This is a genomic window from Pseudomonas sp. 21LCFQ010, assembly GCF_024129905.1.
Lineage (GTDB): Bacteria > Pseudomonadota > Gammaproteobacteria > Pseudomonadales > Pseudomonadaceae > Aquipseudomonas.
Genome location: NZ_JAMYDZ010000023.1, coordinates 15474 through 38569, shown reverse-complemented (window position 1 = coordinate 38569; position 23096 = coordinate 15474). Strand labels below are relative to the sequence as shown.

Here is a 23096-nt window from a genome sequence, read left to right as displayed (position 1 = left end):
TTGCGGCCCAGTGGGAGCGAGCTTGCTCGCGAAAGGGCCGGTAAAATCAGCCCATTTGCGGTGGGTATCGACGCCGCCTTCGCGACCAAGGTCGCTCCCACAAGGAGCACGCCTGATTAACTGATCAGCCTTACCCTGAGGGCGGTGGGTGGTGCGGCCGCGAACGCGGTCAGAGTCGGGCAGCGATGGCGCAGGCGCGGGCTTGCAGGCTGATGCGTTGGCGTTGCTGCCGGTGCAAGGCGATGCCTTGGCTCAGTTGGTCGAGCGCCTGTTGCGGTGCCTGCATACGGTCGGCCAGGCCCATGGCGATGGCCTTGGCGCCCCGGTAGCAGGCCGCTTCGGTGGCGATGACCTTGGCCACGTCGAGGTGGCGGTAGTCGGCCACCTGTTGGGTGAACATCTGGTAGCTGTCTTGCACCAGTTCGTTGAGCACCTGCAGCGACTGGGCGGTAAGCGGCTCGTGCGGACTTAGGTCGTTTTTGTGCGCCCCGGCGTAGACCGTGGTGACTTTGACGCCCATGCCCTCTTCCATTTTCGAGCGGTCCATGTGGCTGGCAATCACCCCGATGGAACCGACCCCGGAGGTCTGGCTGACGACGATTTCGCTGCATGCAGCGGCCAGCAGGTAAGCCCCGGAATAGGCCATGAAGTTGACCAGCGCGGTGATCGGTTTGATCGCCGTGGCGGCGCGAATGTCCGCCGCCAGTTCGAAGGCCCCGACCGCGCTGCCGCCGGGGCTGTCGATGTCGAGCACGATGCGTTCGACCAGCGGATCGGCCACGGCGCGGCTGAGCAAACGCCGCAGGTCTTCGTAGCTGGTCATGGTTTCGCAGGCCGCCAGATGGCTGCCGCGACTGACCAGCACGCCGCTGACCGGGATCACTTCGATGCCGGTCTCGGCGATGACCTTCAGCCGCTGCTCTTCGCGGCGCAGGTCCTGCTGTTCGCGGTCGTCGTCATCGAACATCATCTGCGCGCCCTGGCCGATGCCTGCGGTGTGCAGGTTGATGATGTTCAGGCTCAGGGTCTGGTTGGCCCAGCGCACTGCGAGGTCGAGCAAGTCAGGGGTGGTCAGCAGCGGCTGGTTGAACAGCAGGCTGGCCACCCGGAGGTGGTGTTTCATGCGCCAAGCATCCTCAGGATGTCGTCGCGCTGCTGTTCCAGCCGGGCGCGGACGTCGGGGTTATCGGGGTTGGCCGGGTTGTGGGCCACGTCGACCATGTTCAGCGGTTGCAGGTAGCTGTCGCCGTTGGCCACCGGCGGCATGTTTTCCAGGCGGCGGATGTCGTTGATCGACAGCCAGCCCCACTGGCGGCCGACCGCATAGGCGTCGTAACGGCTTTTCTGGTCGCCGCGCAGCAGCCCGGACAGGTTGAATTCAATGAAGTAGTCCTTGCGTTCGCTGCCCAGCAGGAAGTCGCGCATCATCGCCTGCTCGTGGCGCTTGACCCACGGCATCAGGGCGAAGATCACGTACTGGATCAGCAACTGTTCCAGGCTGTTGTAGCTGGCTTTTTCGAGGTCGTTGACCATGTGCGGCGGGATCTTGTAGATCCGCGCCACGTCCAGGCCGGTGGCTTTCATGATGCCCAGCAGTTCGGAGTCGACGTTGTTCATCGACACCGGTTTGAAGGTCATGCCCTCTTGCAGCAAGGCGACCTTTTTGGCGTTATCGATACCGGCGAATTTCTCGCCCCAGCGGTCCAGGATCCGGTCGATGCTCTCCATGTCACGGATGGCCGGCGACTCTTTGGGCCGCTCGATCACGCCGCTGACCGCCGTGCCGTTGGCAAACGACTTGCCCGCGTAGTGACGCACCGCCTGGGCCAGCCCCACCGCGTCGGCATGCAGCTCAATAGGTGACAGGCCGGTGTAGTGGTTGCGGGTGTGCCAGCGCACATGGTGAATCAGGCGCATGGGCAGCGGCGCATGACCGCCGATGCGGTAGCACGGCAGCAGGTCGGTGCCCTTGAGCACTTGAATCTGGTCGTTGTGCAGCGGGTACAGCGCTTTCACCGCGCCGTTGTCGGCCCGCTCGATGAAGCTGAATGCATTGCCACGCATGCCCGCCGCCAACTGGCTGTACTCGCGGTACTCATAGGGCGTTTGCCACGGGTTGGGCTGGTAGCGCAGCACGTCGTACAGCGGGTGATGAATCGCCGCCTCGCGCTTGCCGTCGCCCAGCCGCCGGTAGAGTTCCAGCGGTAACTGGGCGACGCTTTCGGCCAGCAGGGTCACGCAGTTCTGCACCACGGTCAGGGCCAGCGCGCTGTCGGCGGTGACTTTGACCCCGGCCGAGGATCGCGACGAGCCGATCAGGCTTTGCCAGAAGCTGCTTTTGCCGTCCGACACCAGCCCGTCATCCGGGCTGAGTTGCTTGCTGAAGAACATGCTCAACCACTCCCGTTGCCAGCGTTGCGCGGTAAACCGGCCGCTGCCCGGTCGGCCAGGTACGCCCAGCCCAGCAGGCAGAGCCCGGCGGTGATGCAGGCGGCCGGGATGTGGATCAGGGCGATGCCGCCGATCAGCAGGCCAAAGCCCAGCCCGCCGGCCAGCCAGGCCAGCAGTGCGATGAGGTTCATATGCCGATTCCTTGGTCGTAAATGGAGGTGCTGCTGGAGGCTACGGGTATTGAGCCGCTGATACCGGTAGCCATTAGCGCGGCGACGATGCCGTCGATGCGGCCGGTGGCCTTGGCTTTGTCGGGCTTGCGGTTGTTGGCTTCGTCGGCCTTGATTACGGTGTTGCCCGCGCACCAGGTCATCACCGGGTTGCCGTCGTGGCGCAGGCTTTCGACGCTGACACGTTGCGCATCGCTGCTGCTCTGCATGACAGGCATATCAACACCCAGCAGGCGCCGCTCGAATTCGTCGACGGCCGGTGCCATCGACATATAGCCCTGACCGAAATCGATCATGGGCGGCAACTGAAAGTCGTGATCGTCGCCCAGTTGAATGAAATCCTCGATGCGCCAACGGTCGTAGCCGATCTTGCGCACATCGAAGTAAGCGCAGATGGTTTGCAGACGCCGCAGAATGTACAACTTGCTGATCGCCCGGCCCGGCGTGGTTTCCATATCGCGAGTCTTGATCCACGCCAAGTACGGCACTTTGTCACGCCGCTCCCGCTCTTCAAGCTGGTGATCGGGAATCCAGAAATACGGCAGCAACCGCCAGTGCGGGTCTTCATAGGTCGGGTAGAACAGCAGCACGAAGGCGGTCAGGTCGGTGGTGCTGGCCAGGTCCAGGCCGCCGACGCAGGGCCGGTTGCGCAGCACCGACATCGGTACGGGGTCACGTGCCTGGTCCCATACTTCCCAGGAAATCCAGGGCGAAGTGGCCTGGGTCCATTCGCAGAAATTCAGCCGGCGAGTAATGGCTTCTTTACTGGGCATGCCACGGGCATCACTGACCTGCTCGCGCAGGTACTGGCGACCGGGAATGCCGTCGGTCTGGCCTTCCTGAATGAAATCCAGGCTGGGGTTGACCTTTGACCAGCAACTTTCATCGGTAAACGGGTCATCGCCCTTGTCCAGGCTGCAGATAAAGGCGAAAAAGGCTTCGTTGTCTTCCTCTCCCTTGCAAATCCGCACGCCCAATTCATGGTGCTGCCAACACACGCTGTTCTTGTCCGACCCGCTGTTGGTGATCATCACGATCAGCGCCTGACGGCGGCTCTTGGTCCCGGCGCGAACCATGTTCACCACGTTGCCGTTACGGTGCTCGTGAATCTCATCGAGCAATGCCATATGCGGACGCGGACCGGACTGGCCTTCGTCGGCGCTGATCGGTTTGAAAAATGACTCGGTGTTGCCGTAGTACAGGTTCCAGATCTTTTCGTTGCGCCCGGACATCTCGATCCGGGCTGACAGCGATGGCGACTGTTTGACCATCGCCACGGCATCGCGAAACAGGATCATCGCCTGATCGCGCTTGGTGGCGGCGGCGTAGACTTCGGCACGCGCTTCGTTGTCGGCCACCAGGCCCAGCAGGCCGATACCGGCGGCCAGCGGACTTTTGCCCGAGCCTTTGGCGGTTTCGATAAAGGCGGTACGGAAGCGCCGGTAGCCATCGGCGCGCTTCCAGCCAAACAGGCTGCCGACGATGAATGCTTGCCAAGGCGCGAGCAGGAAGGGTTTGCCTTCGAACTCGCCGCCGTTGAGCACCAGAACATCTTCAAAAAAACCGATGGCGAACTGCGCCGCGCTCAGATCCCAGTGCAAACCGCGCTTGTGGCCGTGACGCAGGTCGCGCAGATGACGCCGAGCGGCGCGGCGTACATCGGGGCCGGCCACCCGTTGCTTTTTCACCACCGCCAGGGCGAAGTCCGTCGCCCGGTCGACTTCAGCTGAAGTACTTGGCGGCGGCGTCTCTTGGCTCATTGGGGATCAGGTCCATTTGCGGGGAAACCAGCTTCAGCGCCCTGCGAGCCAAGGGCGTGAAACCGAACTGGCGACCGATGTGGTCGGCTTTCTGGTGGGCATCGTTGCGCAGCTTGCGCCAGATCGACATGTCGGCAGCACCGGACTTGTACACCTGCACATCGCCCAGGTGGTCCGAGGCGATCTTGTCGTTCATCTGCTCGATCAGGGTGTTGAACTTGCGCCACTCGACCTTGGCCTGGCAGTACTCGGCGATGGCCTGGCCGTCTACACGCGATACAAGGCCCAGGGCGAGCAGATCGGGGATCAGCTGATCCCATTCACGCAGCACCTCTTCGCTCAGCCAGTCAGGCCTTGGAGGCGCCTCTACGGGCACTGGCGGATGCTGGACCTCATCCAGCAGGGATTTGACGTTCTTTTTGCTGGCATTGCCTGTCAGCAGGTGCACCACCGCCGGTTTAGCCGGACGGCCTGAATTGCCATTACCGGCCATTTAAAACCTCACTGTCTGTACGGAATAAGCCCCCAGGCCTCAAGGGGCCACCCCCCATTTTTCCCGCATTTTGCAAGGAGAGTGGAGGACTCGGTCTATGTGAAAAAGGCCAAAAACTTTATGACCCCCCTACCCTCGGCACGCCGGAAAATGGCCGGCCAATCAGGCCCGTGGCCGGTTCCAATGGTGGCCGGGATCCAGCGGCCGGCCCGCTGCATCGCAGCCGACCTGCCGACCGGATTTCTCCAGCCGTTGCTTCCAGGAGTTGTGGCAGGTCTCGCACAAGGGCTGCCAGTTGTTGCGATCCCAGAACAGCCCCATATCGCCGCGGTGCGGCTTGATGTGGTCAACCACCGAAGCCGCGGCGATCAAGCCCTGACGCTGGCAGTTCACACACAGCGGATGCTTGCGCAGGAAACCGGCGCGGGCTTGTTGCCAGCGGTAGGTGTAGGGGCTGGGCTGCTTGATCGACTGCATCAACCGTCAGCATCCCTGCGCATCAGCCCCAGCCGCCGCGCAGCCCATCGCTCATAAAAACTGATCGCCAGATCCGCCCCCGCCATCGCCGTCAAACTGCCCACTGCTGCAGCAGCCATCATCGGCACCTCTGCCGCATACAGCAGCATCATGGTCGAGACGCCGCACATCACGCTGGACCCCGAGCGCAGCACCAGACGGCGCACAATCTTCGAACCGCACAAGCCGTCCTTGTCGGCGCGCCACAGCTCGCCGGTCACACCGCCGGCCAGGGCCAGCGTGATCAGCAGCCACAGCGGCAGCTCGTTCAGTGTTTGTTGCCCGTCCGTCATCACGTCCCCCAGAAATGCAAAGACCCGGCACGAAGGCCGGGTCTGGTATGCGGTACGGGCCGCTTGCTGCGCCCGCACCTGTCGAAGATGACTACTTTTTACCCCCTGATTTTCCTGGCATCAAGCTCAATCCGGCGCCACCCATGAATATCCGGGTAACACCCAGTGAATGTCGGGTGAATGTCGGGATATTTTCAACCATCGCTTTCGCGGCTTTGCCGCGTCCCTCCATGCCCCACTGATCCAGAGACAGGCCGGACATCTCAAGGCCACATAAATCAAGGCTCCACCCTACTGTCCTACTTATTAACTCCTTTTCCGTGTGTAGAAGGATATTAATCACACGCTGCGCGACGCGCGCGTGCATGACGGCGCACATGTGCGCGGGGCACTTTTGCCGGGACACTGGGACAGGCCACGTAATACATGGCCCGCAGCCGACCCACTGCAAAACAGCCAGTGGGTCAGGCCAGACAGCAACCGGCGCGCCATCATGCAGCGCGCCGCCCGAGCAGGCTGGCAATGCACACATGCGCATCATGAAGCCGCTGGTAGTAAGTCTTGAGGCTACAGCCGCAATACATCACCTTCTGCGACAACAGGCTGTCGTGGTTGCAGTAATGCTCCCGCACCGCCACCGCCAGTTCTGGCGCCAGGTGCTTGTTAACGATCAGCTCGATATCGGCAGACTCATCCAGCAGCACCCGGCTCCCGCGTGTGCCCCGGATCAACTCGCCTTTGCGCTCCATCAACATGGCAATCATGTTGCCGCCACCGCCTGTCCCTTCGTGATCGCTGTGCAGCTCCTGCGCCCAAAGCTTGAGCATTTCGTCGATGTACTTAACCAAAACAGACCTCCTGCACCGGAGCCGATGCCGCTGTCGGGCGCCCCCAGCCGGGCGGCTTCTTGTAAGCCCAGGGCCGCTTGCCGCTCTTGCGCAACGCTGGCAAACGCACACGCTGCCAGCCCAGCCGATGCATGATCGCCCCGACCCGCATCTGCTCCGGCTTGCCCCAGTGCCCGAAATCCAGCTTCAACGCGGCACTCAGCAGATCGCTGCCGGTAGTGGTTTCACCGATCTGCGACTCTTCCAGCCATTGCAAAATCGGCCCTTCCCACTCATCGACCACAAACCGATCTTCCTGCGCCGCCGTGAACATCGGTTCCTCTTCGCGGGTCACCCACCAGCGTTCGCCAGCGTGGTAGCAATACACCGCCTCGGCCAGCAACTGGTCGCGAATCTCCCGCAGCTTGTCCAGGTCCGTATCACCACAGGCCACCGGCCAGTAACGCCGGTTGCCGGTCGGGTCTTTCAGATACTCTTCCTGATTGGTGGTCCCCACGAAAACACACTGGCGTGGCACGTCGATCGTTCTGCGGCCATAGCTTTCGCGGTAGGTGTCGACCGTGGCCGAGAAAAACTGCTTGGCCTTGGTGCTCTCGGCCTTGTTGAAACTGTCCAGTTCGCCCAGCTCCACGACCCACTTGCCGCGCAACGCCTGAAACGCATCCTTGTCGCCCAGCACAAACGGCGTATCCATGAACCACTTGCCGCCGATGATGTTCATCGCCGTGGACTTGCCCGCGCCCTGCCCGCCTTCCAGAATCATCACCGCATCAGCCTTGCAGCCCGGCTGCATGATTCGCGCAACCGCTGAAATCAGCCAACGCTTGCCGACCTTGGCGCTGTACTCGGTCGCAGGCACACCCAGGGTATCGGTCAGCCAACTGTTCAAACGCGGCGTGCGGTCCCATTCCAGGCCATCCAGGTATTGGCGGACAGGGTGAAAGCTATGGTCATGGGCCACCACGCTGACCGCCTCCATCACACTGGACGCCTTGACCCGCAAGTTGTAGTGCTGGGCCAGCCACTTCATCACCCGCATATCATCGATGTCAGCCCACTCACCCGTGCCCCCGCCATACGTCGCGGCCCGCAGCTTGATGATCTTGGAGCTGAACTCGCAGTAGTTGATCACCCCACCCCAGCGCTCATCGTTGCCCAGCACCAGTTCAACGTTCTGCATATGCGGAATCAGGTTGCCGTTCTCCAAGCGAGCCAACTGATTCTTCCAGCCCCCGGCAGCCGGTGGCCTCACGACAGCCATCACCTGCCGCCGCACCGCATCCAGCCCTTCGGCACAATGCAGATCGTTGAAGTCAGTCCACTTATCCTCCCGCTCACCCGAAAAGATCGGCGCAACCACCTGGCCACCGACCACCACCGCCGCGTTGCTGGCTTTCTCTTCACCGGGGTTCCAAGGCTCGCCGTTCTGCTTGGTGGTCTTCCAGTCATCGTCACGGCAGATAATCAGCGGCCGGCCCGGAAACCGCTCGCGCATGCTCTTGGCCACCGGCAACAGGTTGCCCGCATCAAACGCGATGGCCACCGCCATCGAGGTCGCCATATGCAGGCTCGCGCCGGTCGCGTAGCCCTCACACACCAACACCGGTTCACCGGGGTCAGGCTCCGGGCCGATCAGATGAAACGCGGCCTCCTTGGTCATCCCGCTCGGCCAGTACATCTTCGACAGGCCGGTGACCGGATGCTTGTCGGGATAGATCACCTGCAGGCCAACAATCCGGTCCCGGGCGTTCTGCAGCGGAATCAACACCGCCCCACTGCGCGGCGAGTAACGAACCCGAAGGCCCACCACCTGCTTGCGCTGCAGATACGTGCTGTTACCTTTCTCCGGCAAGCGCTGGAAGATCGCCGTAGCCCGTGCAGCAGCACGCCGCGCCCGATGAGCCGCTACCTCCACCGCCCGGCGCTTGGCCTCTTCCTGCCGGGCGCGCATCACCTCGCGTTCCTCGGCAGACATCCGCCCCGGCTTGACCTTGATCTTCTGCGTCTCGCCCAGGCGCCAGTCGCCATAGCTGCCAAAGATCAGCGTCTCACCCTTGGCGGTGAGGTGTTCATAAGCCACATACCAGCCCTTCTTTTCCCGGCCGGTATCGCGGGTGGTCTTGCAGCGGGTCAGCTTGCCGTACACCAACGGCATCTCCGGCAGCAGCCCATAGTCATGAAACTGCACCAACACTTCAGCCAGCATGGCGCACCCCCGCACGTTCAAACGCGCCCTGGCAATGCATGCAACGTTTGCAGCCCTTGGCCGCGATCTGCCGGGCCATGGGGATCCACTTCCGGCAAGTGCAGCAGTACTGCTGCGAAGCACAGCCGGGACGCGACCGATGGGCTTTCAGCGCTTGGTCCAGACGCCACTCCAGCAAGTCGTTGGCACGATCAGCGTTATCAGCCATGCGCACCTCCCAACCGGGTCAGGAAGCCGAGCAACGGATAAACCGCCAGGCAATTCAGCCAGCCGCTGCCAGTAGCTGGCGCGCCTCTTCCAGAGAGAGAACCTGCGCATCGCCCGCTGAAAATGTGTCGCAATTTGTCAGCGCCAAAACCCCCAGCGGCAAAGGCTCGCGCCCGTCCCAATCGTCCACGACGTGGGTCTTTCCGAAGAATTCCAGCAACTGTACGGCCAGCGTGGTTTTGCCCGAGCCTTGTGGTCCCGTGATAATCAGCGTCTGCATAAAAATCTACCTTGAATGAAAGATGGGTAACGACTTCAAACGCCTCGGTCTGCTCATGACCCTGAAGGTCCACACCGAAACCGCCTGACAGGCACCGGGGAGTTGAGTCAGCCATGCTCACCTCCCCGCGTGGTCTGGTTCACATAGCAAGCGCGGTTGTACATGGCCAACAACGCCTGAATACCGCGAAACACCTGCAAGCGAAGCTCGCCCAGTTCGCGGTCACTGACCTTGCCGTCACCAATCGATCGCGCCCAGGTTTCAGACAGATCTGCGACCTTATAAAAGAATGTCGCGATGCCACTGGTCATGGTCTCCGGCATGTCATCGGTATAGGCCTCGGCCAGCTCCTGCCAGATGGTGTCCCCCACCAAAGCGTGAACCGCATCAAGAATCCGACGATCCTTGGTCAGCTCCAGGATTTCGCAAAATTCCTGAATATTGATCACGTGGCTGGGGTGCGTGGGTGACAGCTTATGTTGCAAGGTACTGGCGCTTCGGCCAGTGGTAGCGGCGATTGCAGCGGCGCCACCGGGGTACTCCCGTGCCGCGTGGTACAGCGCCAGATCAAGCGGCAGAATTTCCCGCGAGGCCCGGTCAGAACAGGGGTAATTACGACTCATGGCAGCGATCCTTTAAAAATGCCACTGCCGCGCGGCGATACATGGTGGTACATTCGCCGCGTGGCTTATGGGTCCACACGCCGGCAAGGTCCTCTAGACCGAAACCGGCACCGTGCCAGGGCGAACCGTCCTTGATTCATCCCTGGCGCAACAGCTGCCTTTATCTGTGGTGGAGACGGGCAGAAACTCAAGGCATCCGTGCCTTGAACAACGCGGTAGATACGGTGGGTTGGTAAGCCCCACCATTTACCGTGGCCCGACAACGCTGTGGTGGCGCGAGTCGGGGGAAAAGCAGGCGGCCTTGGGTCGCCTTTTTTCTAACTACGCGACCTCAGAAGGCACACTGTCGTCAGTGATTCCGTAATGCTCAAGAACCTCCGCAAGAGAGACTCGCCCCTTGCTTTCACGAGCTAGCGCTTTGATAAGCGACACGCTGGGATTCTTGCTGGCGTATTTGACGTGCAGTCGTAGATAGCTCAGGGCTATAGAACAACGATGGGCATAGTCCTGAAGAGCCGTAGGCTCCAACTGGTGTATGTATTCACGCAAACGCATAGATTTCTCCTCTGAGCCCAAAACATAACCTAAAAGGTTAATCATCACAACACCTTTTTGGACATTCACCTTTGAGGTTAGCTCAGCGAGAATTTTACGATGACAATCTCAAACACCCGGCTTCAAAATTTTCGCAGAGCGCTGACCGAGAAAAATATGCGGTTAGTGGACATTGCCGACCTCCTCGGTAAGGCTCCGGCGCAGGTCAGCGCTTTTGGTGGGAAAAATCCTACGAAAGGAATTGGCAACAAGATCGCTAGAGAGATAGAGCAAGCACTAGATCTGGACTACGGCTATCTTGATCTCCCGCAACCACCGGAAGTCACGCTCGAAGCTGCCACTGAGCCGCACGGTTCTTTAACGCCAGTCTTCGACTCAAAAAGTGCCGTGATCTGGTGCGAATCAGAAAAAGTAGGGGAAGTCGAGCCAGTAGACTGGGTATCAACACCCAAGAAGGTTGGAGCTAAAGCATTCGTTCTGGTAATCGATGGCGACAGCATGGAGCCAAATTTTACTGCTGGCGACCAAATTGTGGTTGAGCCAGCCCTCGCATACAGCTCAGGTCAAACAGTAGCTGTACGCAGAAAAGGCAAGAATCATGCAACGGTCAGATTGTTGCTTCAAGAAGGCGGCGAAAGATATCTTCAAGCCATGAATCCGTACTGGCCTGATAGAATAACAAAACTCACTAACGAATGGATTATCTATGGGCGAGCCACATGGCTAATTCAGAAGCTCTAGTAAGAAAACCCAAAAACCTTTCGCACATTGCTTGAGCACGTCAAAATTTGAGTACACCAGCATCCCTACAGCAACAACAACAGGAAGAAACGTCAGAAACTGTAGAACAAAAAAGATTTTATCTAGAAGCTTTCCTTGCTTATCCACCTGAGAAACAGTCAACTCCAATAATTTTTTCAACTTTTCCGGATAAGTTGATATTTTGCTTTGAAACTCTTCAAAAACCACATTAAAGCTATTAAGCAGCCTTGACACTTGTAATCGCTGATTATGAATCACGAACCAAAGGATTACTGAAACTATCAGAATACCTCCCAGCACGACAACAGATTCCAGAAAACCCTCGGCTTTTTTTAATGCTACCAACGCAGCGAGAGAAAGGGGTAACGCCAGTAACTTACCGCTGATATCGGCTAACGAAGCATTTAGCTTTGCTCCGTACTCAATCTCAGCCTGCGAGACCTCTCTTCTCACTTTTTCAAAAGAGAATCCGTAAACATATGACTGCAAATTTGCCCGATAGTGATTAACAACAGCTTTCCACTCACGCGCCAAGGCTAAAAACTGACTAGGCTCACTCTGATGTTTTTCAAGCACATCCGCAACAGCTACGCATAGCATCATTTTACGCTCAGACAGATGCGCTTTGTTCTGATTCTTTGGGTTAAAAATTTCTTCCAGCAAATTAACGTGCTGCAATTCAAAGGAAACCATGGGCGGAGTGAAGGCCGTCGGCAAAAGAAATGACCTAGGTGGTTTATTACCCTCCGGCGGGAGAGCAAAAAACAAATTATAATGATCAGGGCTACTATCTTTATCAACACCCACAGCAAGCATAGCCAACAGTTCGATAAAACGACACATTTTACGAACTTTGAGAATTTCTGGAGGACAAGACTCATCGAAGCTTGCCCAATTCAGCCCAACAATAAAAAAATTTTTAGGGAATATACCCTTACCTACAGACGGAGACCTCTCAATAAACTCAGGAAGGTCTTTAAAAAACTTTCCAAATTCACTTGATGGCAGCCTAAACTCAAGCTCCACAACGCCAGCCGTAAAGTCCACGTGTTCAAACTTTCCGAACCTAGCGTCTAACACCTCGCATTCTTTTATAGAGTCGCAAATCTCCTGGGTTGAAGGCCCAGTAAAACTTAACACTCCACCTTCGACTGTAGGATGAGCAAGAGATCTATACAGCTTGACCACAGACTCAAACATATCACGCAGTCCTAGCGCTAAGTTCTTTCTCAATCAACAAAATCATCTCAGCCGACAGATTCGATAAGGTAATCTTCTTTCTCGTTGAGTCATAAAAGATATCTGACACCGGATCTTCACCAAGAGCCCCCTTATCAAATTGCAAAGACCAATTTGAAGCTTCACCCTTGATCCTTGTCTTTTCTTTTAAAGCCTTTGCATTGACAGTAAACTCATTAGGGACACGATTCCGTTCGCCATTTAGGTAATCTTTCAACCCCTCAACTTCTTCGACCAACTCTGGAGAAACAAGCGAAATAGCCGCATGACATATTGAATCCAACCGTGCGGGCGTCCCCGCCTCCAACGCGGACTCTAAGTACTTGGTAACAGCTTCCTTTGCTTTATAAGACAAGCTTCTAAGCGCTGGTCGATCCCTGAAAAACCTACCAACATTGTCGATAGCATTTTTTGTCGCACGCCCCGAAGCAACTCCCTTTGCGCATCCAAGGGCGGAAATAAAATAATCCGACGCTTGGCTGTCACGCCCCTTACTAATAAAGCAAAGGTATGTCTTGTCCGCTTCCGAATCTTCATTCTCTGGAGCCAGCTGCTTGATCTCATTGAACCGTTTGAGATTTATTCGAGCAGCTTGTTGAACCTTATTGAGATCAACTTCTTGAATCTCTATCGGAACGTAATTCTCATCGAGTTGAATACCACCCTTCTGCTTCATACTGGCGCAAATAAAGAAATGCTCGCCAACTGACTCATATATAGCGAATAAAATATGCCCACCAGTAGATAAAACCTGTTTACCTGCTTGATCTACAAGCTGATCCATTGCCAAATGGGACAGATCTAAAAATTTTTTATTATCATCAACAAAACTTGTATAGGCTTCAAATTCTTGTGGAAACGGCCCTTGTCGTCCATCATTGGAAAACTGACCGTATACAACGCTATTACCTTCCTTCCCTATCAAACCATTGATCCCCTTTGCCAGTGACTCTAGCGCGGGGTTTTCAATATCCAACAGCTTTGTTTTCTTAACAACTTCTGACACATAGTCTGTGTGCGCTAACTTTTTGAAACTATGAATGATTGCCATACTAAGTTTAAACATGGAATCCTTTCTCTCATGCGATCTGATAGCTACAAGCCATCACAACCATATCATCTAGGCTGCTACGCCATCAAAAAAAATCTGTACTTTCAAAGGATTTTGAAAAATTTCAGAAATATCCCACAAGAAATAGGTTACCTTTTTGGTATCCACCCATTGACCAGATAACCTTTAGGGTTAACAATCGTTTCCAACCCCATAGAAACGAGGTTATCCCATGCGCACCACAGCCACCCTGCACGTCCACCCGACCTGCACCCACAACCGCCAACTGGTCGAGCAGCTGCAAGCCAGCACTGGCTGCCTGATCCTGATCCAGGGCGGTAAACCCCGACTCATCCCCAAGCGTCAGCGCCCTGCCCCCATCAATCCGAGCGGAGGGCGTGCAGCATGAATTACTTCATCGTTGATGAGCGCACCCTGGCGCTGTTCTCCGCGCAGGCCAATCTGAACGGTACTTTCCAGCACACCTGTATCGCCGCCCGTTCCAACGAACGGCGGTCGTTCAGCCTGCAGGTGGATCGCGGCCCGCAAGAAACCACCTTCACCGTGCTGATGCGTGATGAGCGCCACACGCTGACGCTGCGCCGAGACGAGCGCCGCATTCACCTACGACTGGCAGAGTTCGTCGAAGCCATCGCCAATGGCCGACTGCTGACCATCAGCCCCCAGGGCTCAGGCAGCAACAGCCCGCCCCATGCCGGGCAAAGCCGTTTTGATCCCCGGCAAACCCGGCAACTGCTGTCGCTGATCGGCAGAGGCGGCTTTCTCAGCCTGGAGTTGGGCCTGCCCTGCCCGCTGCAAGTTGCGCTGCACCGCACCGGCGGCCGCGATGCCATTACCGCCATTCTGAATCTGGGCCTCAGCCGACCGCAGACGTCGTGCTTCACCGTGTATGGCAGCGACAACGAAGCGTTCGAGCTGCTGACCGAATCCATCGAGCATCTGGTGACGTCCAGGTCACCGGCGGCCAACCTGGCGTAAGGAGGATGCATGGACAGCACACTCGCCAAAGCCGCCACCCACTTGGGCCTCAGCCGACCGCAATTGATCAGGCAGATGCGCGACAAGGGCCTGCTGACCACTGACAACCTGCCGGCCCATCCGAACCGCGACCGCGACTACCTGCACGTCAAAGAGGGCCACTGGTGGCACCCGCAACTGGGCATGCAGTACAGCCGATCAACCCGCGTCACCCCGGCGGGCATTCGCTGGCTGGCCGTGCAACTGGGCATTGAGCTTGCGCCAGTACCGCCAGACAACCGGCACGTGGCCTAGGGAATATGCCCGCCAGATCCTCGCCATGCCCACACGCGAACAGCGCAATGCCGCGCTGCTTGAGGTGCCGGAGCCTCTGCGCGAACTGGTCAAACGCCACTGCCTGAACGCCTGGCACCACCCGGCCCGCCTCAACCGCAAGGAGCCACACCAAGGCCCATGAACAAGACCAAACACCCCCAACTGCGCCTGCTACCCGCGCCGGACGCGGCCACGCTGGACATGCTCTACCGCACCTTCAATGACGTGCTGGTGCCACTGGAAAAGGTCCGCACCCAGTATTTCCGCAACCTCAACGAACAGTCGTTCTTGGCGGAATTGAACAGCGGCCGCATCCAGCTGCCCATCCTCACCCTGGACACCAGCCGCAAGGCCATCAAGTACGTCCACCTGCGCCACGTCGCAGCCCTGATCGACATCTGCGCCTACCGGGCAGATGAAAACCTGTCGGCGCTCACTACCGCGCCCGACGAAACCACCGACTGAACCCCGGCCGCCACCACCGGCCATCACCGGCCACCCAAGGAATGCTTACCATGGATAACACCCAAATCTTCGCCCTGCTGTTCGTGCTCGCCTGGGCCGGCGCGATCTTCTGGCTGGGCTACTACTTCGGCCAGAAAGACGGCAAAGTCAAAGCGGAAGTCATCAGCCAGGACCTGGCCGACCAAGCCAACGAAGACCTGACCCGCAAACTCAACGATGCCCGCACCCTGAACCGGCGGCTGATGGAACACTTCGAACTGGTGCAAGCCCGCCTGCTGATCACCACCCCCAGCCAGCCCCCAGTCACACAGCCCACCCTGCACACAGGGAAAGCCGCATGAGCCAGCTCATCACCTACAGCGGCACCACACTCGACCTGCTCAGCCCACAGCCAGAGACCATCGATTCTTGCGACATCGCCCACGCCCTGTCGCAAATCTGCTGCTTCAACGGCCACTCCCGCGAGTTTTACAGCCTGGCGCAGCGCTGCTGCCTGATCAGCGACCTGGTCGAGCCGCAGCACAAGCTCGCCGCCCTGCTGATGGAAGCCCCAGCTGCCTACGTCGGCAACCCGCCCCGGCCACTGAAAAAAATGATCGGCATGTACCGAGAAATCGAAGAGGAGCTTTGGCAAGCCATCTGCCAACGCTTCGGCCTCTACCCCATGCTGCCCGACAGCGTGCGTGAAGCCGAACTGATCGTGCTGGCCGCCGAACTGCGCGACCTGCTAAACGTCCCCATGGACCGCTGGCACCTCCCGGCCGGCCCCGGCGCAATGGCCGAAACCATCACGCCCTGGACACCCAAACACGCCCGCTCGCAGTACCTTGATCGGCTGTTCAGCCTGATGACCGATCCACCTGCAGATCACCTCACCGACGAAAACGGCCAGTCTGAAGGCCACGCCGCCTGAGCACATCCCCATTCAACACCTCCCATGGCGCCCCTGATGTCCTCAGGCCAGCCATGGGAACCCGTCGAAGGACAGCAGCCGATGGAAACTGAAATACTATCGGAAGACGAACTGGCAGAGCTGACCGGCTACAAATCCCGGTCCGGACAACGCCGATGGCTCGACCGCCATCACTGGGTTTACATCGAAAGTCGCGGCAAGCGGCCACTGGTCGGCCGCCACTACGTGCGAATGAAACTGGGCATCATCCCCGCCCAGCATCAAGCCCTCACCCCACCTGCAGCAGCGGCATGGACGCCGGACTTTTCCAGAGTGAACTGAAATGCGACCGCGTAACCCTGAAAACCGAAATCTCCCGCCCAGAATGCTCAAACGCACCAGAACCCGCAAAAGCGGCAAGGTCTGGACCGCGTACTACTACCGTACTCAGGACGGAAAAGACATACCGCTGGGCACGGACATCAACCTGGCCAGGCTCAAATGGGCTGACCTGGAGGCCAAATCCGTCCCGGTCGAGATGAAACTGCTGTGTCATATCTTTGATCGTTACCGAGACACCATCATCCCCCGCAAGTCGCCACGCAGTCAGAGTGATAACTTGAAGGAGCTGAAGTTTCTCAGGGCCGTGTTCGACAGCGCGCCGATCGATGCGATTACACCAGCGATGATTGCCGGATACCGAGATGCCCGGAAGGGAAAGGTGCGTGCCAATCGGGAAATCGCGCTGTTCTCGCACATTTTTAACACTGCAAGGGAATGGGGCCTAACGGAGCGCGCCAATCCTTGCCAAGGGGTACGCAAGAACAAGGAAAAGCCGCGCGATTACTATGCGACAGACCTGGTGTGGGATGCTGTCTATTCAAAGGCCAGCCAAGACCTGAAGGATGCCATGGATATGGCATATCTGACCGGGCAGCGGCCTGCTGATGTGCGCTTGATGCGTCGGGACGATGTCCAAGGCAGCTTTCTGCTCGTCACGCAACAGAAAACCAGCAAACGGCTACGTATCGAGTTGGAGACGGACGGGATGCGTAATAGGTTAGGGTTACTGATTGATGAACTTAACTCAGCTCAGCGCTGCCGAAACTCACCTTATTTTTTCGTAAGCCAGCGGGGACAGAAAATGTCGTCTAGAACCTTGAATGCTCGATGGGTAGATGCTCGGAATGCCGCAATAGCGGCGGCCTTAGAAGAGGGAAATAAACCCTTGGCATCAAAACTGTCTGAATTCCAATTCAGAGACATCAGACCTAAAGCGGCTTCCGAAATTGAAGACATTGGAGACGCTAGCAGATTGCTAGGGCACTCCAAGCAGGATATTACCGAAAAAGTCTATAGACGTATTGGAGCAATCGCCAAGCCCTCTAGGTAACCGAAGCCTAGCGATTACAGACGGGGCATATTGACATCCACCTTAGAAACCGTGAAATATTAGAACCTGAAGCTCCACGTACAAATTCGTCAACCATGCTACTCCATGTTATACGAGAAATTTACACCAACATTTTAGAACAGCAACAAAGACCAAGACACAAAATCAACGACAAAACCTATTCAAGGCTCATATGAAATTAACCCTCGTCAGACCTTACAAATCTTTTCGTGCCTTCAAGCAAATTGAGCTTCCAAATTTTACAGTAATAACAGGAACCAATGGCGCAGGAAAAAGCCAATTTCTTAGCGCCCTAACTGAGGGCGCTATAACAATTGAAGAGTTTAACGACCTCTTTCCAACCGAATTACCCATCAGAATGTTTGATAGCTCAACATTGATACCAAACGACACAGGATCATTTTCTAACTTCCAAAGCAAGCAAGAACGGGAAAGCACTTGGCAGCAATTCTCGAACATACTCAATTCTGCCAAACAACCCTTGGAGATAACCTTATCTAAATTCCCGAAACTGTCACAGATCAGTTTAAAAAAGGTAAGCACCTTAACACCCCAAGATCTTTTGCAATATGGTGTCTCGCCCAACATGGCTGAAACCATACACTCTGAAATTCAAAGCCAGCTTACTATCTATAGCAATAGCCTCGCAGAAAACTTTGCCGCTCAAAACCCAAGCTCATATCCCAAACTAGTAGAGGGCCTGATAGCAAGCTCATCCGTACCACTCATAGCTTTCGATATGGATACTTTCTACGACACTTATCCAATTTCTTGGCAACCAGTCGACCTATTTCAGCAGTCCTTCGCAAGGCTGTTCTCAGAGTATCAAACCAAGTATTTTGAAAATATATTAAAATTATTCAGGAAAACTTCGCTTGGCCACGATATCACAGCGCTCAGTGAGCAAGACTTCCTAGATAAACATGGAACTCCGCCATGGGACTTTTTAAACGACGTATTACAAACCGCAAATCTCAATTTTAGAATCAATCGTCCAAATGAATATGACGAACGACCTTATGACCCCATCCTCACAGACACAATCAGTGGCGCACAGATAAGGTTTAACGACTTATCATCAGGCGAAAGGATTCTAATGTCTTTCGCGCTATGCCTATACCACACCAAAGATTCAAAGCTAAATACCAAACACCCTTCAGTCTTATTATTTGACGAAATTGATGCACCACTGCATCCGTCAATGACCAAGTCCCTACTTGACACCATACAAAATGTATTAGTCACAGAGCGAGGCATCAAAGTAATTCTAACTACGCATTCCCCATCAACGGTGGCTTTGTCACCTGAAGCAGCGATTTACGTAATGAGCAAAGAAGAGGACAATCGGCTTCAGAAAACCAGCAAAGACACTGCACTTTCCTTACTGATGTCTGGAGTACCCAGCTTAAGTATAAGCCATGAAAACCGTCGGCAGGTCTTTGTAGAAAGCCATCTCGACGTTCAATATTATGACAAAATCCTTGAAAAATTAAAACCTCATTTACACCCAGAAATTTCACTGAGTTTCATAGCCTCCACTAACTCAAAGGTCGGAGGCTGCGCACATGTTAAGGACATTGTAAAACAACTAACTACATATGGTAATCCGACCATCAGGGGACTAATTGACTGGGACACCAGCAACGAACCAGAAAGCAACTTAGTGGTACTCGGCTACGGCCTCCGACACTCTATAGAAAACTACTTACTGGACCCGCTTCTAATTGCAATCCTACTATTTCAGGACAGGAATCTTACACGAAAGGATTTGGGCTTATCCGAAACAGAAACAGCATCAGATATTAAAGACTTCGATAGAGAGCGGCTACAGCACATTGTTGATTTTATTTGCTCAACAGTCGAGCCCAGCATTAACAACCCAGATCCAAAACTAGTTGAGTGCAGCTATTTTGGCGGGCAAAAGGTAGGCATACCTAGGTATTATTTAACAATCCAAGGACATACTTTGGAAGAAATTATAAAATCAAAATTCCCGAAACTAAAGCAGTACCACAAATCGGATCAGCTCAAGAACACCATTTTAAGTCGAGTACTAGATGAATACCCATCATTAATTCCAGCCTGCCTAATTGATGCGTTTAAGAGCCTGCAAGCCCCCATTCATTAATACAGTTATAAAGTAGAGAAATTATAATTCAATTGGGGTGATACCACCCACTCAGAGCTCCGTCACGTTGCTTGCGCGGCGGCTCGCTCAGCGTTCGGGCGGCATCCAGATCACTTGATTCTACTCAAGGGCTTGACGGGATGCACACGAGCTTCTCGTTCGACGTTAGATGTAAAGTTAGGGAACACCCACCCATTTTTAGGGAACACATGCCCTTTTCCAGCCACCACAAAAAAGCCCCGTAGACCTTGATCTACGGGGCTTTCGAATGTGGAGGCCGAGGTCGGAATCGAACCGGCGTTAACGGATTTGCAATCCCTTGATAAAATCCTTAATTTTCAATGAGTTATCTTAAAATAGTTTCCGCTATCTTCTCGTATCACCCTCACTACAGCCCTTGAAAACCGGGCACCCACTCAAAGGTTGCGGAAGTGATTTCGGGCCTTTCTCCGGCGCTCTGCCGACACAAAACCCCCTCAAAAAAATCAGTCAGGCAACATTGCATTCTGAGTGTCATACCCACAAGAGCCAACGTGCTGGACATGACACATCAAGCACCGAACGAGACGCTCATCACGAAGCATCTCAAGCAGCTTGTGAATCAGATGCTTCCCACTACCAGGCAGCGATCTATAGCTTTCGATGAAAAAGCGCTCATGCTCAGGCAGAGGTACCCCGCAGGGCCTGGAGCGGCCGCCTGATAACACATACATGACATCCGCGCCCGCTGCCGCGACACCCACAAAATAGTCTGCTCGAGGTACTCTCACACCGCTTTCGTAGTGCGCTTGTGCGTTAGTTGCCACACCACCGACAGACCCGAATTGGGCCTGAGTAAAGCCAAGCCTGATGCGCTCATATTTCAATCGCCTGCCGATGCCGTTCATGCCGCTCACCTTGCGATACATTTGGGCATCAAATTATCTGATAGATAGCTGGTTGCCATCTTTTTTCGGAGAATGAGCCGATTTTATGACCAACCGGCATTGCTGTTCAGATCGTCACCCTCCAAAAGCGAGAAAATCATAGCCCCTCCCCAATGCGTTCCAACTCCGTTTGCGTAACGTCCCAGGCACTGGGAATGCATCGAATAGACCTTAAAATCAATGATCCTGAAGATCACAACACCATCCTTGCGTATGCATCTATCACTGCACATTTGCCCAAGATGCACGCCGTTCGTCCCGTATGCATTCATGCCTACAAGGGAAGTATCCATACAAAATCTCCATGTTATCCGAGCTTCGACGCTGCGAGGGGGCGGAATAATACGACGCGCTGTCAGGAACGAAAATTATCTGCCCCTTATCAAACGCACGCTATAGCATTAGCCTGACAGCGCGATAATTTTTTTACTCCATTTCGCCAGTATCAACCTTGAGCTCTCATGTCTTTCGGTTTGAGCCTCGCCCGCCACGCCATCCTCTCAGCCTCGCTCATCAGCTCAAACGCCAGATCCTCAACTTTCATCCCGCCTGCGCAAGCGCTATAGCGCGGACCGCCGCCGACCCTCAATCCCCAGTGCATCAGGCCCGCCCGACGCTGATCGGCACCGGCCACGAGCAGCATTTCGTAAAACAGTGCATCGCATACAGCTCGGGACAACTGATTTACGCAATAAAGAAGATCATGGATCACACCGCATGCACGATCTTCAATTCCGGTCAGCAATGGCCTGACAATCCAGGGTGTGGACGCCAGATCGGTGATGAAGTATTTCGGCGCTGTGTAGGTCTCGCCGTCAGCCGACTGGTAGCGGAAGTCGTGCATCAGCACCCACTCGCCCTTGGCGTAGGCCTGGAGCACAAGAGGGTCGAGGAAGCGGCCGGTCATGGTGCACCGCCGCAGGTGACTTCAATACGGTTCGGCGCGATTGAGGCGTTGACGAGGATGCGGTTCGCCTGCCGCGCCGGTTCCGGTGCGGCACAGTACGCATTGGCCGCGTAGCTCAGGGCTTGGACTGCGCAGCCAGGTAGCAGCGCGGCGATGGCGAAAAGCAGGGCCAGGCGCTTCATGCGATCACCCCGCCGCAAGCAGAGTACATGGCAAGCAGGTCTGGCTCGGGCACCTCCTCCTGCGCCCGCTCGTCTGCGTAGATTTCCAGCAGGCTGGCCAGCTTGTGTTCGCGCTGCCCGTAGCCAGCGCCTGGCAGGCTGGCCCAGATCGGTGCGGCCTTGGCGATAGCCTGGCGAATGTCACCGGCTTTGATGAACGGCATCGCGCCGCACTCGATCAGCAGCTTGATCGCGGCCAGGTCTTGGGCCTCGGGAATGAACCGGCCCTTGAACCCATAGTTGCGCACGATGGCGTCCCAAGTACGCGCCAGGAACTGGTACCGGCCGGCAGCCGATGACTTGATCTTGTAGCGCGGCAGATCCACCAGCACGCGCGGGTGCTGACTGTAATCGCTGAACAGCTTGCCTCCTACCAGCACGTTGTAGCCGTCGTCAGAGGCGGTGATGGTGCTCGTTCCTTCGCTCCACGCCAACATATCAAGGAAGGCCAGGACGTTCTTGCCGCCGGCCTGTGTTGCGTCGATTCGTGCCATTTCACTTTCCTTTGGGCGAAAAAAAGCCCGCTCGATGGCGGGCTGTGGTTACCGGGATTTGTAGTCGTTACGTTTTAACGCGCACAAAAAAGCCCGGCGCGGGACCGAGCTTCTTTTTAGCGTTCTCAGCCGAAGGTGATGCTCACCTTTGCGCCAGCGGGGTTGGTTGCATCGTGAATATCTACCCGACTTTCAGGCAGAACCATCCACTGCGGCTTACCAAAGGTTTGGGGGTAACCGATTCCACCTGCTTCGTGCCAACGACAGGCCGTCGCCAGTTCAGGCTTACCTTCCCAGTAACCAAGAGCGATAGCAAAATCACCATCGTTAAAGATGATTTTCTCTACCTTGAACTTGCTCGTGCTTTCGATCATGTACTGCCCTCAAAATTTTAAGTGTCGGGAATTGATCACTGCGCTTTCTGACCTCTTTTGTCAGCTGCGCGAGTGAACGATTTCAATATGCCACATGTCGGGAGCACGAGATATTAGGCGGGCCAGCCCTGCTCCAGCATCTCTGCCGTGATCGAGCCATCAGCAACGGTCAGTTGCAGCGCAGCCTCACGATCAAAGCACGCTTGAACGTGATCGCTCACCGCATCGGCCATGGCCAGGACCTGGCCGGCTGACAGATCAATGAAGCCCTCGACCGTCTTCCAGCGCAGGGTGTAGCCCTCTTCGCGGGATGCCCGGAGCGCGGCGCCGTTGATCAGCAGCTTCGAACGGTCGTCAGTGGCGACCGGGATGGCACCCAGCGCGATGCCGGAGACTTCCGCTTCATAGCGCCTGGCCGCGATCAGAGACAGCCAGTCAAGCCTTGGGACAGGCACCGCCCCAGCCTCTATTAAGCCCCATACGCCGCCAGCCCAAATAGCGACTTGC

32 protein-coding genes are annotated in these 23096 nt (G+C 56.1%); 11 read left to right on the top strand and 21 right to left on the bottom strand.

Annotation, left to right across the window (positions count from 1 at the left end):
- Positions 1-169 precede the first annotated feature (169 nt).
- From NJC38_RS22100 to NJC38_RS22045, 12 genes are all read right to left on the bottom strand, one after another.
- On the bottom strand, positions 170-1123 hold the full coding sequence (locus NJC38_RS22100; protein WP_253117106.1) for a S49 family peptidase: 954 nt from the start codon (positions 1121-1123) through the stop codon (positions 170-172).
- Positions 1120-2391, bottom strand: coding sequence for a phage portal protein (locus NJC38_RS22095; protein ID WP_253117105.1), 1272 nt, complete (start codon positions 2389-2391; stop codon positions 1120-1122). Before NJC38_RS22095 ends, NJC38_RS22100 begins: the two co-directional genes overlap by 4 nt.
- A gap of 2 nt (positions 2392-2393) precedes the next feature.
- Complete coding sequence (locus tag NJC38_RS22090; protein WP_253117104.1) at positions 2394-2582, bottom strand: hypothetical protein; 189 nt, start codon at positions 2580-2582, stop codon at positions 2394-2396.
- On the bottom strand, positions 2579-4381 hold the full coding sequence (locus tag NJC38_RS22085; RefSeq protein ID WP_253117103.1) for a terminase TerL endonuclease subunit: 1803 nt from the start codon (positions 4379-4381) through the stop codon (positions 2579-2581). The genes NJC38_RS22090 and NJC38_RS22085 overlap by 4 nt, the downstream gene beginning before the upstream one ends.
- Positions 4344-4874, bottom strand: coding sequence for a P27 family phage terminase small subunit (locus NJC38_RS22080; protein ID WP_253117102.1), 531 nt, complete (start codon positions 4872-4874; stop codon positions 4344-4346). Before NJC38_RS22080 ends, NJC38_RS22085 begins: the two co-directional genes overlap by 38 nt.
- 162 nt (positions 4875-5036) lie before the next feature.
- Complete coding sequence (locus NJC38_RS22075; RefSeq protein ID WP_045490558.1) at positions 5037-5351, bottom strand: HNH endonuclease signature motif containing protein; 315 nt, start codon at positions 5349-5351, stop codon at positions 5037-5039.
- Positions 5351-5683, bottom strand: coding sequence for a phage holin family protein (locus NJC38_RS22070; protein WP_253117101.1), 333 nt, complete (start codon positions 5681-5683; stop codon positions 5351-5353). The genes NJC38_RS22075 and NJC38_RS22070 overlap by 1 nt, the downstream gene beginning before the upstream one ends.
- Positions 5684-6174: 491 nt before the next feature.
- Positions 6175-6531: a hypothetical protein gene (locus NJC38_RS22065; protein WP_253117100.1), complete on the bottom strand. Its 357-nt coding sequence runs from the start codon at positions 6529-6531 to the stop codon at positions 6175-6177.
- Entirely contained in the window at positions 6524-8737 is a 2214-nt protein-coding gene (locus NJC38_RS22060; protein WP_253117099.1) for a VapE domain-containing protein, read from the bottom strand. The genes NJC38_RS22065 and NJC38_RS22060 overlap by 8 nt, the downstream gene beginning before the upstream one ends.
- Entirely contained in the window at positions 8727-8945 is a 219-nt protein-coding gene (locus NJC38_RS22055; protein ID WP_253117098.1) for a TraR/DksA family transcriptional regulator, read from the bottom strand. The genes NJC38_RS22060 and NJC38_RS22055 overlap by 11 nt, the downstream gene beginning before the upstream one ends.
- A gap of 54 nt (positions 8946-8999) precedes the next feature.
- The gene (locus NJC38_RS22050; protein WP_253117097.1) at positions 9000-9224 is read right to left on the bottom strand and encodes a hypothetical protein; all 225 of its coding nucleotides are present in this window, start codon (positions 9222-9224) and stop codon (positions 9000-9002) included.
- A gap of 107 nt (positions 9225-9331) precedes the next feature.
- Entirely contained in the window at positions 9332-9847 is a 516-nt protein-coding gene (locus NJC38_RS22045) for a phage regulatory CII family protein (protein ID WP_253117096.1), read from the bottom strand.
- Between the two features lie 654 nt (positions 9848-10501).
- Between NJC38_RS22045 and NJC38_RS22040 the strand changes: the two genes are divergently transcribed.
- Positions 10502-11143 (top strand): S24 family peptidase, encoded by a 642-nt coding sequence (locus NJC38_RS22040; protein ID WP_253117095.1) that lies wholly within the window; start codon positions 10502-10504, stop codon positions 11141-11143.
- On the opposite strand, the gene NJC38_RS22035 is transcribed toward NJC38_RS22040, so the two are convergent.
- Both NJC38_RS22035 and NJC38_RS22030 read right to left on the bottom strand, forming a co-directional pair.
- Positions 11126-12364, bottom strand: a complete 1239-nt coding sequence (locus NJC38_RS22035) for a hypothetical protein (RefSeq protein WP_253117094.1) — start codon at positions 12362-12364, stop codon at positions 11126-11128. The two genes, NJC38_RS22040 and NJC38_RS22035, sit on opposite strands and share 18 nt — an antisense overlap.
- A 1-nt stretch (position 12365) precedes the next feature.
- Entirely contained in the window at positions 12366-13469 is a 1104-nt protein-coding gene (locus NJC38_RS22030; RefSeq protein WP_253117093.1) for a nucleoid-associated protein, read from the bottom strand.
- 217 nt (positions 13470-13686) lie between these two features.
- On the opposite strand from NJC38_RS22030, the gene NJC38_RS22025 reads away from it, so the two are divergent.
- The 10 genes from NJC38_RS22025 to NJC38_RS21980 all read left to right on the top strand — a co-directional run bounded on the left by NJC38_RS22025 (position 13687) and on the right by NJC38_RS21980 (position 19667).
- Positions 13687-13863, top strand: coding sequence for a hypothetical protein (locus NJC38_RS22025; protein ID WP_253117092.1), 177 nt, complete (start codon positions 13687-13689; stop codon positions 13861-13863).
- The gene (locus tag NJC38_RS22020; protein WP_253117091.1) at positions 13860-14453 is read left to right on the top strand and encodes a hypothetical protein; all 594 of its coding nucleotides are present in this window, start codon (positions 13860-13862) and stop codon (positions 14451-14453) included. Before NJC38_RS22025 ends, NJC38_RS22020 begins: the two co-directional genes overlap by 4 nt.
- Positions 14454-14462: 9 nt before the next feature.
- A complete protein-coding gene (locus NJC38_RS22015) occupies positions 14463-14747 on the top strand; it encodes a phage antirepressor KilAC domain-containing protein (RefSeq protein WP_253117090.1) in 285 nt (94 codons plus the stop codon).
- 25 nt (positions 14748-14772) lie between these two features.
- Positions 14773-14910 (top strand): hypothetical protein, encoded by a 138-nt coding sequence (locus tag NJC38_RS22010; protein WP_173426694.1) that lies wholly within the window; start codon positions 14773-14775, stop codon positions 14908-14910.
- Positions 14907-15233, top strand: coding sequence for a pyocin activator PrtN family protein (locus NJC38_RS22005; protein ID WP_253117089.1), 327 nt, complete (start codon positions 14907-14909; stop codon positions 15231-15233). The genes NJC38_RS22010 and NJC38_RS22005 overlap by 4 nt, the downstream gene beginning before the upstream one ends.
- A gap of 50 nt (positions 15234-15283) precedes the next feature.
- On the top strand, positions 15284-15574 hold the full coding sequence (locus NJC38_RS22000; protein ID WP_253117088.1) for a hypothetical protein: 291 nt from the start codon (positions 15284-15286) through the stop codon (positions 15572-15574).
- Positions 15571-16146 carry a phosphohydrolase gene (locus tag NJC38_RS21995; RefSeq protein ID WP_253117087.1) on the top strand — a complete coding sequence of 192 codons (576 nt, stop codon included), beginning with the start codon at positions 15571-15573 and terminating at the stop codon, positions 16144-16146. Before NJC38_RS22000 ends, NJC38_RS21995 begins: the two co-directional genes overlap by 4 nt.
- A gap of 81 nt (positions 16147-16227) precedes the next feature.
- Complete coding sequence (locus NJC38_RS21990; protein ID WP_253117086.1) at positions 16228-16467, top strand: DUF4224 domain-containing protein; 240 nt, start codon at positions 16228-16230, stop codon at positions 16465-16467.
- Between the two features lies 1 nt (position 16468).
- The gene (locus NJC38_RS21985) at positions 16469-17518 is read left to right on the top strand and encodes a tyrosine-type recombinase/integrase (RefSeq protein ID WP_253117085.1); all 1050 of its coding nucleotides are present in this window, start codon (positions 16469-16471) and stop codon (positions 17516-17518) included.
- A 193-nt stretch (positions 17519-17711) separates the two neighbouring features.
- Positions 17712-19667, top strand: coding sequence for an AAA family ATPase (locus tag NJC38_RS21980; protein ID WP_253117084.1), 1956 nt, complete (start codon positions 17712-17714; stop codon positions 19665-19667).
- Positions 19668-20152: 485 nt separating this feature from the next.
- On the opposite strand, the gene NJC38_RS21975 is transcribed toward NJC38_RS21980, so the two are convergent.
- The 7 genes from NJC38_RS21975 to NJC38_RS21945 all read right to left on the bottom strand — a co-directional run bounded on the left by NJC38_RS21975 (position 20153) and on the right by NJC38_RS21945 (position 23044).
- Complete coding sequence (locus NJC38_RS21975; protein ID WP_253117083.1) at positions 20153-20554, bottom strand: helix-turn-helix domain-containing protein; 402 nt, start codon at positions 20552-20554, stop codon at positions 20153-20155.
- A gap of 83 nt (positions 20555-20637) precedes the next feature.
- Positions 20638-20886 carry a hypothetical protein gene (locus tag NJC38_RS21970; protein ID WP_253117082.1) on the bottom strand — a complete coding sequence of 83 codons (249 nt, stop codon included), beginning with the start codon at positions 20884-20886 and terminating at the stop codon, positions 20638-20640.
- A 152-nt stretch (positions 20887-21038) separates the two neighbouring features.
- Positions 21039-21500: a DUF1353 domain-containing protein gene (locus NJC38_RS21965; protein WP_253117081.1), complete on the bottom strand. Its 462-nt coding sequence runs from the start codon at positions 21498-21500 to the stop codon at positions 21039-21041.
- Positions 21497-21682, bottom strand: coding sequence for a hypothetical protein (locus NJC38_RS21960; RefSeq protein WP_253117080.1), 186 nt, complete (start codon positions 21680-21682; stop codon positions 21497-21499). Before NJC38_RS21960 ends, NJC38_RS21965 begins: the two co-directional genes overlap by 4 nt.
- Entirely contained in the window at positions 21679-22215 is a 537-nt protein-coding gene (locus NJC38_RS21955) for a glycoside hydrolase family protein (protein ID WP_253117079.1), read from the bottom strand. The genes NJC38_RS21960 and NJC38_RS21955 overlap by 4 nt, the downstream gene beginning before the upstream one ends.
- Positions 22216-22340: 125 nt before the next feature.
- Positions 22341-22589 carry a hypothetical protein gene (locus tag NJC38_RS21950; RefSeq protein WP_253117078.1) on the bottom strand — a complete coding sequence of 83 codons (249 nt, stop codon included), beginning with the start codon at positions 22587-22589 and terminating at the stop codon, positions 22341-22343.
- Positions 22590-22702: 113 nt separating this feature from the next.
- The gene (locus tag NJC38_RS21945; protein WP_253117077.1) at positions 22703-23044 is read right to left on the bottom strand and encodes a DUF4376 domain-containing protein; all 342 of its coding nucleotides are present in this window, start codon (positions 23042-23044) and stop codon (positions 22703-22705) included.
- Between the last annotated feature and the right edge of the window lie 52 nt (positions 23045-23096).

Excerpts from the sequence above, each read along its gene's own strand:
- NJC38_RS22015 (WP_253117090.1), top strand. The coding sequence starts at position 14,463 with ATGGACAGCACACTCGCCAAAGCCGCCACCCACTTGGGCCTCAGCCGA.
- NJC38_RS22005 (WP_253117089.1), top strand. The coding sequence starts at position 14,907 with ATGAACAAGACCAAACACCCCCAACTGCGCCTGCTACCCGCGCCGGAC.
- NJC38_RS21995 (WP_253117087.1), top strand. The coding sequence starts at position 15,571 with ATGAGCCAGCTCATCACCTACAGCGGCACCACACTCGACCTGCTCAGC.
- NJC38_RS21980 (WP_253117084.1), top strand. The coding sequence starts at position 17,712 with ATGAAATTAACCCTCGTCAGACCTTACAAATCTTTTCGTGCCTTCAAG.
- NJC38_RS22000 (WP_253117088.1), top strand. The coding sequence starts at position 15,284 with ATGGATAACACCCAAATCTTCGCCCTGCTGTTCGTGCTCGCCTGGGCC.
- NJC38_RS22040 (WP_253117095.1), top strand. The coding sequence starts at position 10,502 with ATGACAATCTCAAACACCCGGCTTCAAAATTTTCGCAGAGCGCTGACC.
- NJC38_RS22050 (WP_253117097.1), bottom strand. The coding sequence starts at position 9,224 with ATGCAGACGCTGATTATCACGGGACCACAAGGCTCGGGCAAAACCACG.
- NJC38_RS21975 (WP_253117083.1), bottom strand. The coding sequence starts at position 20,554 with ATGAACGGCATCGGCAGGCGATTGAAATATGAGCGCATCAGGCTTGGC.
- NJC38_RS22030 (WP_253117093.1), bottom strand. The coding sequence starts at position 13,469 with ATGTTTAAACTTAGTATGGCAATCATTCATAGTTTCAAAAAGTTAGCG.
- NJC38_RS22085 (WP_253117103.1), bottom strand. The coding sequence starts at position 4,381 with ATGAGCCAAGAGACGCCGCCGCCAAGTACTTCAGCTGAAGTCGACCGG.
- NJC38_RS21970 (WP_253117082.1), bottom strand. The coding sequence starts at position 20,886 with ATGGATACTTCCCTTGTAGGCATGAATGCATACGGGACGAACGGCGTG.
- NJC38_RS21960 (WP_253117080.1), bottom strand. The coding sequence starts at position 21,682 with ATGAAGCGCCTGGCCCTGCTTTTCGCCATCGCCGCGCTGCTACCTGGC.
- NJC38_RS22070 (WP_253117101.1), bottom strand. The coding sequence starts at position 5,683 with ATGACGGACGGGCAACAAACACTGAACGAGCTGCCGCTGTGGCTGCTG.
- NJC38_RS22010 (WP_173426694.1), top strand. The coding sequence starts at position 14,773 with ATGCCCACACGCGAACAGCGCAATGCCGCGCTGCTTGAGGTGCCGGAG.
- NJC38_RS22035 (WP_253117094.1), bottom strand. The coding sequence starts at position 12,364 with ATGTTTGAGTCTGTGGTCAAGCTGTATAGATCTCTTGCTCATCCTACA.
- NJC38_RS22045 (WP_253117096.1), bottom strand. The coding sequence starts at position 9,847 with ATGAGTCGTAATTACCCCTGTTCTGACCGGGCCTCGCGGGAAATTCTG.
- NJC38_RS21990 (WP_253117086.1), top strand. The coding sequence starts at position 16,228 with ATGGAAACTGAAATACTATCGGAAGACGAACTGGCAGAGCTGACCGGC.
- NJC38_RS22090 (WP_253117104.1), bottom strand. The coding sequence starts at position 2,582 with ATGAACCTCATCGCACTGCTGGCCTGGCTGGCCGGCGGGCTGGGCTTT.
- NJC38_RS22055 (WP_253117098.1), bottom strand. The coding sequence starts at position 8,945 with ATGGCTGATAACGCTGATCGTGCCAACGACTTGCTGGAGTGGCGTCTG.
- NJC38_RS21965 (WP_253117081.1), bottom strand. The coding sequence starts at position 21,500 with ATGACCGGCCGCTTCCTCGACCCTCTTGTGCTCCAGGCCTACGCCAAG.
- NJC38_RS22060 (WP_253117099.1), bottom strand. The coding sequence starts at position 8,737 with ATGCTGGCTGAAGTGTTGGTGCAGTTTCATGACTATGGGCTGCTGCCG.
- NJC38_RS21950 (WP_253117078.1), bottom strand. The coding sequence starts at position 22,589 with ATGATCGAAAGCACGAGCAAGTTCAAGGTAGAGAAAATCATCTTTAAC.
- NJC38_RS21955 (WP_253117079.1), bottom strand. The coding sequence starts at position 22,215 with ATGGCACGAATCGACGCAACACAGGCCGGCGGCAAGAACGTCCTGGCC.
- NJC38_RS22075 (WP_045490558.1), bottom strand. The coding sequence starts at position 5,351 with ATGCAGTCGATCAAGCAGCCCAGCCCCTACACCTACCGCTGGCAACAA.
- NJC38_RS21985 (WP_253117085.1), top strand. The coding sequence starts at position 16,469 with ATGCGACCGCGTAACCCTGAAAACCGAAATCTCCCGCCCAGAATGCTC.
- NJC38_RS22020 (WP_253117091.1), top strand. The coding sequence starts at position 13,860 with ATGAATTACTTCATCGTTGATGAGCGCACCCTGGCGCTGTTCTCCGCG.
- NJC38_RS22025 (WP_253117092.1), top strand. The coding sequence starts at position 13,687 with ATGCGCACCACAGCCACCCTGCACGTCCACCCGACCTGCACCCACAAC.
- NJC38_RS22095 (WP_253117105.1), bottom strand. The coding sequence starts at position 2,391 with ATGTTCTTCAGCAAGCAACTCAGCCCGGATGACGGGCTGGTGTCGGAC.
- NJC38_RS22100 (WP_253117106.1), bottom strand. The coding sequence starts at position 1,123 with ATGAAACACCACCTCCGGGTGGCCAGCCTGCTGTTCAACCAGCCGCTG.
- NJC38_RS22080 (WP_253117102.1), bottom strand. The coding sequence starts at position 4,874 with ATGGCCGGTAATGGCAATTCAGGCCGTCCGGCTAAACCGGCGGTGGTG.